Consider the following 11,762-nt stretch of genomic DNA (forward strand, 5'->3'; position numbering starts at 1 on the left):
GGTTGCAGGGTGCACAAGTTTTTGGTTGGAACAGCGGGCCTGGGGATCGGGGCGCTGTTAATGCTCCCTGCAACCCCGTCTTTAGCCGCACCCACCGGCCCGAATGACGGGGCCGGTGTGACCGCACCCCTGCTGTCCGAAACTTCCCTGCGCGTGGCCACGATGGCAACCGACCTGAGCGGGGAGGAACCCGGAGACCTGTATCGGGATCTGCTGACCCGGACAGACACCGAAGCCCTACGCGTGGCCGATGCAATCAGCGTCGCGAATCCCGACATCGTGGTGCTGACCGGCATGGATGCCGATCCGGATGCGGTAAATACCTTCATCTCGGACTACCTGAACAGCCCGGACGACGAACATACCGGTGTCGGCTACGCCTACTCCTATCTCGCAATCGGCTCCAGCGGAGTGCAGAGCGGCGCGGACCTGGACGGAGACCGCGTGGTCGGAGGCCCGGGCGATGCCTGGGGCCAGGGCGCATTCGCCGAACAGTCCTCGACTGTGGTGCTGTCCAAGTATCCGATCAACCAGCCGGACGTCGTTTCCGTGTCGGCGCTGAAGTGGGACGAGGTGGCAGGCAACAAGCTCTCAAGCTCCGAGCTGAGCGGTGCCGTGGCCGCGTCCATTCCGGTGATGCACAACGGGCTGTGGGACATCCCCATCGAGTATCGCGGTGAACGCGTCCATATCCTGGCGGCCCAAACCGAGCCAGCCCAGAGCAGCTACGGCTTCGGCGCACCACGCCAGAAGGACCAATTGAAGGTCATCTCCGACTACATCGCCGGGGAAGACTACGTTGTCGCAGACGACGGAGCCAAGGCTGGAGGCATCGACGAGAACCGCATCGTGGTGACCGGTGCATTGGCGCAGCGCACCGAGTTCACCGCAGCCGCGTTGGCTCTGGGCGATGAGCTCGGCCGGGATGACGCGTTGAACGACTCGGGGAACTTCGTCATTCCCAATCGGGGCTGGAACGTGCTGGGCCAGGGCCGCATCGGCGCCGAAGCCCCGGAAGATTTCCAGTTGCTGCCGGGCGCAACGCCCGAGAGCATCGAAACCTCCGACCTGATCTGGACCGACGTCCAGTTCTAGGCGTTCAGCAGTTCACGCAGGTAGCCGTTGACGAACCGTCCCTGGGGATCGACCTGCTGCCGCACGGCCTGGAAATCCTTGAACCTCGGATACAACTGGGTGAGCTCGGCCGCCCGCAGCGTGTGCTGCTTACCCCAGTGCGGACGTCCGCCGTGCGAACGCAGGATTGATTCCATGTCCGGGAAATACTGCGGGACCCGATCCCGGATATAGCGGTGCACCGCGATGTAAACGCTGTTTCGGCCGCTGGCAGTGCCCAGCCAGGTGTCGTCGCCGGCAGTTGTCCGGACTTCCAGCGGGAAAACGACAGGTGCGGGTCGAAGCTCGAAATAGCGGCGCAGTTCCGCAAACGCGGCAGCGAAGTTCTCCAGCGGCAGCGCGTACTCCATCTCGGTGAACTTCACCCGCCGCGGGCTGATGTAGGTCTGGTTCCACGACGCGGTGTAGCTGCGGTCTGAAAGGACCCGGCTGGCGAACCAATTGAGCCGGGGAATCATGCGCGGCATGGCGGCGCCTAGCGAACAGATGGCCTGCAGCCCGCCATTGGACAGCAGTTCGTCGTTCACCCAGGTCCTGAGCCTGTCCGGCATCTTCGCCGGGGCATCGCCCGGCAGCCGCGTATTGGTTTTCACCTGGGCATTGCCGGTACCCGGGAACCAGAAGAACTCAAGATGGTCTTCCTGGGCCGCTCTTTCGACAAAACTTTCGGCCAACGGGTCGATGGCCTCGATGGTCTCGGTTGCGTGCATCATGTAGTGCGGGACGCACCGGAGCCGGACATGGGTGATGACACCCAACGCGCCCAATCCGACACGAGCCGCCTGGAACAGGTCCGGGTGCTCCGTGGCGCTGGCACGCACCTGCGTCCCGTCGGCCAGCATCAACCGCAGGCCGGTGATCGCGCCGCTGAATCCGGTGAATTTCAGGCCGGTGCCGTGGGTTCCGGTGCTGATGGCACCGGCGATGGACTGCCGGTCAATGTCGCCCATGTTCTCAAGCGCCAACCCGAAGGGCTCCAGCAGGTCAGGAACCTGCCACAACCTGGTCCCGGCCCGGAACGTCACCTCATGCGTGAGCGCATCAACTTCCTCGATTCCTTGGAGGCCGTCGAGATCCAGCAGGATGTCGTTGGTCTTCGCCAGCGGGGTGAATGAATGGCCGGCGCCCACGGTGCGTACGGTGTGCCCATTGAGCGCCGCCGATTCGAGCAACCCGCCCAGCTGGTCCAGGGAGGCGATCGACTGGCGCATCGTCGGAGCGGCAGTCACGGTACCGGCGAAATTCTGGAAGGTGCTCACAGGAAGGCTTTCCCTTCGCCTCGATAGGTTGGCCATTGGCCGCTGATCTTGTTCTTCGAGTAAACGGCTACCTTGTTGATCCGTTCTGCCGGCTCCCCGGATTTTGCATGGCGCAGCCATACGGTATCGCCGATGTTCAAGCGGTGCGCGGTCGGTCCGGTGAGCGGGGTCTGGACCTCGCCTGCGCCTTCCAATGGAAGGTAGCGCAGCTTGCGGGGGTGCTCGATGCTCGGCAATCGGTCCTTGCCTGCCGGACCTGATGCGGTCCAGCCGCCGCCGAGGATGGTGATCGTCTGGTGATCCGGTCTGCGGACTACCGGGAACCCCAGGAACAGGGCGGGGGAGGGGGAGAACGAGCGGAAGGAGTCGAACAACGCCGGGGCGAAGAGGCCGGAGCCCGCTGCCAGCTCCGTCACCGCTGCTTCCTGGGTGGTGGTTTCAAAGGATCCCGTGCCTCCGGCATTGACGAAACGCAGGTCCGCGATTCCTCGCACTCGGCTCACGGCCTCGGCGCGCCGCTCGGCAAGCTCGGCAGCGCTGCGCTTCCTAAGCGCCCGGGCGATCCAGGCCTTGGGGGCGAACCCTCCATCCGGAACCGAGGCGATCTGGGATTCGTAGGCCATGAGCCCGTCCAGTTCGAACCCCTTCCGGCGCTGGACCTCCTCGGCGAGTGAAGCCAGATCCTCCGGCTCGGCTAACGGAGACCGCGCTGCCCCGATACGCAGTCCCGCCGTCGGATAGTACGCGGCATCCAGTTCAAGGGCGACCTTCAGTGGGTGATGGTGCGGGACGATCCGATCGATGAGATCCAGTTGCGCAACGGAGTCGACCATCACCGTGATCTCAGCGCGGGCTTGCTCGCTGGTTGCCCAACGGCTGATAGCCTCCGTGTCGGTCTGGGGATAGGCCACCACCAGGTCCTTCAGCCCATGGCTCGCTAGCCAGAGTGCTTCGCCCAGGGTAAAACACAGCACTCCGCTGAACCCGTCGGCGGCCAGTGCCCGTTCAAGGGCCTTGCGGACGCGCAGGGATTTGGAGGCGACGCGTATCGGGATTCCTCCGGCTCGTTCGCGAAGGGCGATCACGTTGGCATCGAAGGCATCAAGATCCAGCAATGCTACTGGTCGTTCGTTGACCCCGGCTTGTTTCACAGCGTGGTTGTACCGTTTGGCCTGCGCGTTCTTCATATCCCAACTCTTCCATCGGTGTTTGGGTCTTTCAAGGACTGGGCCGAACATGATTGGCATTCCGAGGATATTCAGGTATCGGAAGCATCCGATTCACGGAAACTTACAGGTTTGGCTCGATATGCTGGCACCATCATGAGCAAAGATCCCATTTCGATGACGGTCATCGGCAACGATGGCAAACCACGTACTGTAATCCAGGACGCCATCATGAAAGGTGTCGGCGTCCAGCGACCGCTGGTTCTTGCATATTTGAAACGGCTGCGCCGCAAGCACCCCGAGGCCACGGCGGCAGAACTCGCCAAGATTGCCGAGCGCGACTACTTGAAAATCGTGACCGGTTCGGGAGCAGCCGTTGGCGGCACCGCAGCCATCCCCGCGGTGGGCACCGGTGCCGCACTGGGCCTGTCTGTGGCAGCCACCCTTGGATTCCTCGAAGCTTCTGCACTATATGCGCAGACCCTTGCTGAGCTCCACGGAATTGCCATCGAAGACCCGGAACGATCCCGAGTGCTGGTTATGGGTGTGCTGATGGGTGAGGAAGGCAGCGCCATGATCGCCGGCCTCACCCGGCAGGCGGCCGGGCGCGGCGGCGGGCCGATCAAGGGGTGGGCCAAGGCCTTCGGCGCGAACAAGTCGACGAGCTTCTATGCTTCACTGCAAAAAACGATGCAGAAGTCGTTCATGCGCAAGGTTGTAGGCACCCAAGCCGCAAGCGTTGTCGGCAGGATCGTTCCCTTCGGCGTGGGAGCTGTCATCGGTGGCGCCGGCAACCGTTTCCTGGCCAAGCGTGTTGTTGAAACTGCAGCAGTCGCCTTCGCTGGGATTCCCACCATGGCCCCAGACCAGCTGGAATTGGATGATCCGCGGATCATCGACGTCGAAGTCATCGAAGAATAGTAGAGGTCAAGCGCAACCCCGTAAATATAGAGTGGCTGCCCGGGACCGGGAGTTTTCATGTGTCGGGCGGGTGTCGAGCGGGGCGCAACGGGATAAAGAATTCCGGTTAGGGCGGGCCGCAGTCGCTTAAAACCGCGCGTTCTCGGGCGTTAAGCGCATAAAAAGCCAGTAATGAACACGATTCTGTTTTTATGTGTCCACGCTCACCGCCCCGCAGCACCCCGCCGATTTGCAGACCCCCGACAACCCGTGTATAGTTTTTCCTTGTCGCCACGAGCCGGACGGAACACCAACCGACCAGGACGAGGCGGCGAAAACCCCGGAAAATCAAGGTTTTCCACACCATGTGTGGATAAGCTGGAATTGAATGGGAATCAAAGAATACTGGTTCAAATCACAAAGAATCGATTTGACTTTCAGAATTCAATGATTATAGAATATGAATATAACGCTGGACGATATCGCCTCCTGGAATAGGGGTGGCGGAGAACCGGTAAGTGTTTGTTGTTTGAGAACTCAATAGTGTGCCAAGTTTGTTGATACCAAATTATTTTTTGTTTGGTGAATACGAAACATTTTGCTTGGGATGATGCACCCCCGTGTGTTGTTCCGAGTGTTTTTATTCGCCAGGATTTCATCACCACGTGTGGCCCCGTCTTTTTCCGGTGGGGTTGTGGTGGCTTTTTGTTTTTTATGGAGAGTTTGATCCTGGCTCAGGATGAACGCTGGCGGCGTGCTTAACACATGCAAGTCGAACGATGAAGCCCAGCTTGCTGGGTGGATTAGTGGCGAACGGGTGAGTAACACGTGAGTAACCTGCCCCTGACTCTGGGATAAGCCCGGGAAACTGGGTCTAATACCGGATATGACTTTTGACCGCATGGTTGAGGGTGGAAAGATTTATCGGTTGGGGATGGACTCGCGGCCTATCAGCTTGTTGGTGAGGTAATGGCTCACCAAGGCGACGACGGGTAGCCGGCCTGAGAGGGTGACCGGCCACACTGGGACTGAGACACGGCCCAGACTCCTACGGGAGGCAGCAGTGGGGAATATTGCACAATGGGCGCAAGCCTGATGCAGCGACGCCGCGTGAGGGATGACGGCCTTCGGGTTGTAAACCTCTTTCAGTAGGGAAGAAGCGAAAGTGACGGTACCTGCAGAAGAAGCGCCGGCTAACTACGTGCCAGCAGCCGCGGTAATACGTAGGGCGCAAGCGTTATCCGGATTTATTGGGCGTAAAGAGCTCGTAGGCGGTTTGTCGCGTCTATCGTGAAAGTCCGAGGCTCAACCTCGGATCTGCGGTGGGTACGGGCAGACTAGAGTGATGTAGGGGAGACTGGAATTCCTGGTGTAGCGGTGAAATGCGCAGATATCAGGAGGAACACCGATGGCGAAGGCAGGTCTCTGGGCATTTACTGACGCTGAGGAGCGAAAGCATGGGGAGCGAACAGGATTAGATACCCTGGTAGTCCATGCCGTAAACGTTGGGCACTAGGTGTGGGGGACATTCCACGTTTTCCGCGCCGTAGCTAACGCATTAAGTGCCCCGCCTGGGGAGTACGGCCGCAAGGCTAAAACTCAAAGGAATTGACGGGGGCCCGCACAAGCGGCGGAGCATGCGGATTAATTCGATGCAACGCGAAGAACCTTACCAAGGCTTGACATGTTCCAGATCGCCTCAGAGATGGGGTTTCCCTTCGGGGCTGGTTCACAGGTGGTGCATGGTTGTCGTCAGCTCGTGTCGTGAGATGTTGGGTTAAGTCCCGCAACGAGCGCAACCCTCGTTCCATGTTGCCAGCGGGTTATGCCGGGGACTCATGGGAGACTGCCGGGGTCAACTCGGAGGAAGGTGGGGATGACGTCAAATCATCATGCCCCTTATGTCTTGGGCTTCACGCATGCTACAATGGCCGGTACAATGGGTTGCGATACTGTGAGGTGGAGCTAATCCCTAAAAGCCGGTCTCAGTTCGGATTGGGGTCTGCAACTCGACCCCATGAAGTCGGAGTCGCTAGTAATCGCAGATCAGCAACGCTGCGGTGAATACGTTCCCGGGCCTTGTACACACCGCCCGTCAAGTCACGAAAGTTGGTAACACCCGAAGCCGATGGCCTAACCACCTTGTGTGGGGGGAGTCGTCGAAGGTGGGACTGGCGATTGGGACTAAGTCGTAACAAGGTAGCCGTACCGGAAGGTGCGGCTGGATCACCTCCTTTCTAAGGAGCTAACCAGTTTTGGTTGCCCATGTCTGTGCCCGAGTGTGGTGCAGGTGGGTTGCTCGAGGGTGGAATGTCAATGAACTCAACACTGGGAAACGGGTTTTCGAGGGCGATCGTGTGGTTGTTTTCGGGGGTTCGGGTGTTGGCATGGTTTGTGTTGTGTGGCGTGTGTGGTTTAGTACGCAGTGCCGGCCCTCTTGTGGGGTTGGTGGTGTTGGAAGGGCGCATGGGTCGTGTGATGCGAATGGGTATGTTTGGTGCACTGTTGGGTTTTGAGGCAACAAGCCTCCTGGCCGCCTGGTCCCTTTGCGGGGTGTGGTGGTTGGGTGCTTGGTGTTTCGGTGTTTGTCCTGTGTCTGCTGGCATGGTGTCCTGGCTGGTCCTTTTGGGGCTGGTGTGTGGGGTGCTGTTGTTGGGGGTGCGGGGTTGTTGTTTGGGAACTGTATAGTGAACGCGAGCATCTTGCAGACAAGATGAGTTGCACGTGCCTGTCCTGGGTGTGTGTGGTGTTTGAGTCTTGTTTGTAGTGATTTTGTTGATTGTTTTATAGCTCAATTTTTGAGAACTTTGTTTTGTGTTGAAGTTTTTAAGGGCGCACGGTGGATGCCTTGGCATCAAGAGCCGATGAAGGACGTGGGAATCTGCGATAAGCCTGGTGGAGTCGATAACCGGACGTTGAGGCCAGGATTTCCGAATGGGGGAACCCCGCACCATGTTATGTGGTGTGACCTGCAGCTGAATGTATAGGCTGTGTGGAGGGAACGCGGGGAAGTGAAACATCTCAGTACCCGCAGGAAGAGAAAACAATAGTGATTCCGTTAGTAGTGGCGAGCGAACGCGGATGGGGCTAAACCGGTTGGTGTGTGATAGCGGATAGGCGTTGCATCATCGGGGTTGTGGGGTCCACATGTACCAGTTCTATCTACGCTGGTGGGATGAGGTGCAGGCGTATAGGTGAATCGGTTGGAATGCCGGACCAGAGAGGGTGATAGTCCCGTAGGTGTAATGCGTGTCTGCCGTTCTTGTGTGGATGCCCGAGTAGCACGGGGCCCGTGAAACCTTGTGTGAATCTGCCAGGACCACCTGGTAAGCCTGAATACTACTTGATGACCGATAGTGAATCAGTACCGTGAGGGAATGGTGAAAAGTACCCCGGGAGGGGAGTGAAATAGTACCTGAAACCGTGCGCTTACAATCCGTTAGAGCAGCCACTTGTGGTTGTGATGGCGTGCCTTTTGAAGAATGAGCCTGCGAGTTAGTGTTACGTCGCGAGGTTAACCCGTGGGGGGAAGCCGTAGCGAAAGCGAGTCTGAATAGGGCGAGTCAGTGGCGTGATCTAGACCCGAAGCGAAGTGATCTACCCATGGCCAGGTTGAAGCGCGTGTAAGAGCGTGTGGAGGACCGAACCCACTTCAGTTGAAAATGGAGGGGATGAGCTGTGGGTAGGGGTGAAAGGCCAATCAAACTTCGTGATAGCTGGTTCTCCCCGAAATGCATTTAGGTGCAGCGTTGCGTGTTTCTTGCTGGAGGTAGAGCTACTGGATAGGCGATGGGCCCTACAAGGTTACTGACCTTAGCCAAACTCCGAATGCCGGTAAGTCAGAGCGCAGCAGTGAGACTGTGGGGGATAAGCTTCATAGTCGAGAGGGAAACAGCCCAGAACGCCAACTAAGGCCCCTAAGCGTGTGCTAAGTGGGAAAGGATGTGGAGTTGCTGTGACAACCAGGAGGTTGGCTTAGAAGCAGCCACCCTTGAAAGAGTGCGTAATAGCTCACTGGTCAAGTGATTCCGCGCCGATAATGTAGCGGGGCTCAAGCACACCGCCGAAGTTGCGTCATTCAAACATGTCATTGGCCTTTGTGGTCCAGTGGTTTGGATGGGTAGGGGAGCGTCGTGTGGACGGTGAAGTCGCGGTGGAAACCAGCGGTGGAGGCCACACGAGTGAGAATGCAGGCATGAGTAGCGAATGACGGGTGAGAAACCCGTCCGCCGAATGATCAAGGGTTCCAGGGTCAAGCTAATCTGCCCTGGGTTAGTCGGGACCTAAGGCGAGGCCGACAGGCGTAGTCGATGGACAACGGGTTGATATTCCCGTACCGGCGAAGGACCGCCCATACTGAGCAATGGATGCTAACCATGACGGATTCCAGCGTTGATGCCTTTTAGGTGTCTTGTTGGTTGGTGTGGTGGGAACCGATGTTGTGAGGTCAGCGTATTAACAGGTGTGACGCAGGAAGGTAGCCGAGCCAGGCAATGGAATTGACCTGGTCCAAGGGTGTAGGAAGAACGGTAGGCAAATCCGCTGTTCATTGTTTCTGAGACCTGATAGGCGCCCCGTTTGTGGGGTGATTCGGTGATCCTATGCTGCCTAGAAAAGCATCGGCGCGAGGTCCCAGTCCGCCCGTACCCTAAACCGACACAGGTGATCAGGTAGAGAATACTAAGGCGATCGAGAGAATCATGGTTAAGGAACTCGGCAAAATGCCCCCGTAACTTCGGAAGAAGGGGGGCCTGCCCCGTGAACCACCCTTGCGGTGGGGAGGCGGGTGTGGGCCGCAGAGACCAGGGGGAAGCGACTGTTTACTAAAAACACAGGTCCGTGCGAAGTCGCAAGACGATGTATACGGACTGACTCCTGCCCGGTGCTGGAAGGTTAAGAGGACCGGTTAGCACACTTGTGTGCGAAGCTGAGAATTTAAGCCCCAGTAAACGGCGGTGGTAACTATAACCATCCTAAGGTAGCGAAATTCCTTGTCGGGTAAGTTCCGACCTGCACGAATGGAGTAACGACTTCCCCGCTGTCTCAACCATGAACTCGGCGAAATTGCAGTACGAGTAAAGATGCTCGTTACGCGCAGCAGGACGGAAAGACCCCGAGACCTTTACTATAGTTTGGTATTGGTGTTCGGTGCAGCTTGTGTAGGATAGGTGGGAGACTGTGAAGCTCGGACGCTAGTTCGGGTGGAGTCATCGTTGAAATACCACTCTGGCTGTACCGGTCACCTAACTTCGGACCATGATCTGGTTCAGGGACAGTGCCTGATGGGTAGTTTAACTGGGGCGGTTGCCTCCTAAAATGTAACGGAGGCGCCCAAAGGTTCCCTCAGCCTGGTTGGCAATCAGGTGTTGAGTGTAAGTGCACAAGGGAGCTTGACTGTGAGAGTGACAGCTCGAGCAGGGACGAAAGTCGGGACTAGTGATCCGGCGGCACCTCGTGGAAGGGCCGTCGCTCAACGGATAAAAGGTACCTCGGGGATAACAGGCTGATCTTGCCCAAGAGTCCATATCGACGGCATGGTTTGGCACCTCGATGTCGGCTCGTCGCATCCTGGGGCTGGAGTAGGTCCCAAGGGTTGGGCTGTTCGCCCATTAAAGCGGTACGCGAGCTGGGTTTAGAACGTCGTGAGACAGTTCGGTCCCTATCCGCTGCGCGCGTTGGAAATTTGAGAAGGGCTGTCCTTAGTACGAGAGGACCGGGACGGACGAACCTCTGGTGTGTCAGTTGTACTGCCAAGTGCATCGCTGATTAGCTACGTTTGGAAGGGATAACCGCTGAAAGCATCTAAGCGGGAAGCCTGCTTCGAGATGAGATTTCCATCCACCTTGTGTGGGTGAGGCCCCCAGCTAGATTACTGGGTTGATAGGCAGGATGTGGAAGCAAGGACCAAAGACTTGTGTAGCTGACCTGTACTAATAGGCCGATGGCTTACAACACACTATCTAAACTGTGTGTCGACAAAATATGTTTTTCTGATTGTTCGCGTTCACTATGCGGTTACGAGACAACAACCTCGAACCACAAAAAGTAAGAGACTTTGCAAGGACGAATCCACCGGATTACCAGTGGTTTGTGTGCTTCGTGATTGTTACGGCGGTCATAGCGTGGGGGAAACGCCCGGTCCCATACCGAACCCGGAAGCTAAGGCCCATTGCGCCGATGGTACTGCACTCGTGAGGGTGTGGGAGAGTAGGTCACCGCCGGACTTAACTTGAGAAGTGGGAGGCTCCAACAGTGTTGGGGCCTTCTGCTGGTTTAACCGGTGGATCCACGGGGCGGGTGGTCTGGCCGGGACGGCCTGCCGGTGGGGTGGGGGAGCGGTGGCTCCCCCTTTTTGTTGTTTAACGGGGAAAGAAGCAACATACCTGAGAACGTTTGGTGAGAGCAGCGCCATACCGCGTAGCGTAGAGACCATGGATACGCTTTTCTACGCGCACCGGGGCAGCTCCCACAAGTTCTCTGAGAACACTCGGGCAGCCTACCTTCAGGCCATCGACGAGGGAGCTGATGGCATAGAGTGTGACGTCCATCTGACCCAGGATGGGATTGTCGTATGCCACCACGATCCGACCGTGGACCGTACCTCGGATTCGACGGGTCTGGTTTCCGGGTTCACGCTGTCCCAGATGAAGGCCATGGACTTCACCGGAGTCATCCCGAACCTGATTCCCGCGGGCTACGGGCAGGAGAATGAACAGCTCCTGAGCCTGGCCGAACTCTTCGAGATCCTCGAGGAACGGGGACAGCCCATTGGCCTGGCCATCGAGATCAAGCATCCCAGCCCGTTCGGGCACTTGCTCGAAGACGGGGTGCTCAAGGTCCTGGCCGACAACCATTTCGATCGTTCTACCGGTACGGCCGGCAGCAAGAACCAGATTGCCGTCACCCTCATGAGCTTCGAACCGGAATCGCTCCGGTACCTCTCCCGCACGGTGAACAAGGAGCTGCTCTGCCAGCTGATCACCGAGGTGGACGCATCGTGGGTGGACGAGCTGGTCTCCACCGGCCAGATCGGGCGCGCAGCGGTGTATGAGGTGCTGTATCGGTCGGTAGCTGAAGGGATCGAGTTCATCGACCAGGGCGGCGCCGGAATCATCGGTCCCGGGGTTGCGTGGACCCGGGCCAATGAGAAAATCGTGCGCGAGTGGCTTGGGCGTGGCCTGACAGCCAGGATCTGGACCGTTGACCGGCCAGCCGACGCGCAATACCTGGTCAACCTCGGCGTAAGCCAACTGACGAGCAACCGGCCTGCTGAACTGCGCAGGGAATTGGAACAGAACTAGGA

Annotated in this window: 5 protein-coding genes and 3 rRNA genes; 6 read left to right on the forward strand and 2 right to left on the reverse strand. The window is 58.2% G+C overall.

The window, feature by feature from the left end; translation table 11 throughout:
• Window positions 1-117 precede the first annotated feature (117 nt).
• Window positions 118-1,095 carry a hypothetical protein gene (locus ACTX90_RS00850; protein WP_443442712.1) on the forward strand — a complete coding sequence of 326 codons (978 nt, stop codon included), beginning with the start codon at window positions 118-120 and terminating at the stop codon, window positions 1,093-1,095.
• Here the strand turns inward: ACTX90_RS00850 and ACTX90_RS00855 are convergent.
• Both ACTX90_RS00855 and ACTX90_RS00860 read right to left on the reverse strand, forming a co-directional pair.
• Window positions 1,092-2,393 (reverse strand): D-arabinono-1,4-lactone oxidase, encoded by a 1,302-nt coding sequence (locus tag ACTX90_RS00855; RefSeq protein WP_181728185.1) that lies wholly within the window; start codon window positions 2,391-2,393, stop codon window positions 1,092-1,094. The two genes, ACTX90_RS00850 and ACTX90_RS00855, sit on opposite strands and share 4 nt — an antisense overlap.
• Complete coding sequence (locus tag ACTX90_RS00860) at window positions 2,390-3,580, reverse strand: alanine racemase (protein ID WP_113608025.1); 1,191 nt, start codon at window positions 3,578-3,580, stop codon at window positions 2,390-2,392. The genes ACTX90_RS00855 and ACTX90_RS00860 overlap by 4 nt, the downstream gene beginning before the upstream one ends.
• A 135-nt stretch (window positions 3,581-3,715) precedes the next feature.
• Between ACTX90_RS00860 and ACTX90_RS00865 the strand changes: the two genes are divergently transcribed.
• The 5 genes from ACTX90_RS00865 to ACTX90_RS00885 all read left to right on the forward strand — a co-directional run bounded on the left by ACTX90_RS00865 (window position 3,716) and on the right by ACTX90_RS00885 (window position 11,760).
• Window positions 3,716-4,480: a hypothetical protein gene (locus tag ACTX90_RS00865; protein ID WP_047117702.1), complete on the forward strand. Its 765-nt coding sequence runs from the start codon at window positions 3,716-3,718 to the stop codon at window positions 4,478-4,480.
• Between the two features lie 690 nt (window positions 4,481-5,170).
• Window positions 5,171-6,696 (forward strand): 16S ribosomal RNA (locus ACTX90_RS00870).
• A 579-nt stretch (window positions 6,697-7,275) separates the two neighbouring features.
• A 23S ribosomal RNA gene (locus tag ACTX90_RS00875) occupies window positions 7,276-10,414 on the forward strand.
• A 152-nt stretch (window positions 10,415-10,566) separates the two neighbouring features.
• Window positions 10,567-10,683 (forward strand): 5S ribosomal RNA (gene rrf / locus ACTX90_RS00880).
• Together the 16S, 23S and 5S rRNA genes form the textbook arrangement of a ribosomal RNA operon.
• A gap of 207 nt (window positions 10,684-10,890) precedes the next feature.
• On the forward strand, window positions 10,891-11,760 hold the full coding sequence (locus ACTX90_RS00885) for a glycerophosphodiester phosphodiesterase (RefSeq protein WP_443442715.1): 870 nt from the start codon (window positions 10,891-10,893) through the stop codon (window positions 11,758-11,760).
• Window positions 11,761-11,762 lie beyond the last annotated feature (2 nt).

It is taken from the genome of Glutamicibacter soli (assembly GCF_052322135.1).
In the GTDB taxonomy this organism is placed as follows: Bacteria; Actinomycetota; Actinomycetes; order Actinomycetales; family Micrococcaceae; genus Glutamicibacter; species Glutamicibacter soli.

Coding starts and splice junctions, on each gene's coding strand:
- ACTX90_RS00860 (WP_113608025.1), bottom strand. CDS start 3,580: ATGAAGAACGCGCAGGCCAAACGGTACAACCACGCTGTGAAACAAGCC.
- ACTX90_RS00865 (WP_047117702.1), top strand. CDS start 3,716: ATGAGCAAAGATCCCATTTCGATGACGGTCATCGGCAACGATGGCAAA.
- ACTX90_RS00885 (WP_443442715.1), top strand. CDS start 10,891: ATGGATACGCTTTTCTACGCGCACCGGGGCAGCTCCCACAAGTTCTCT.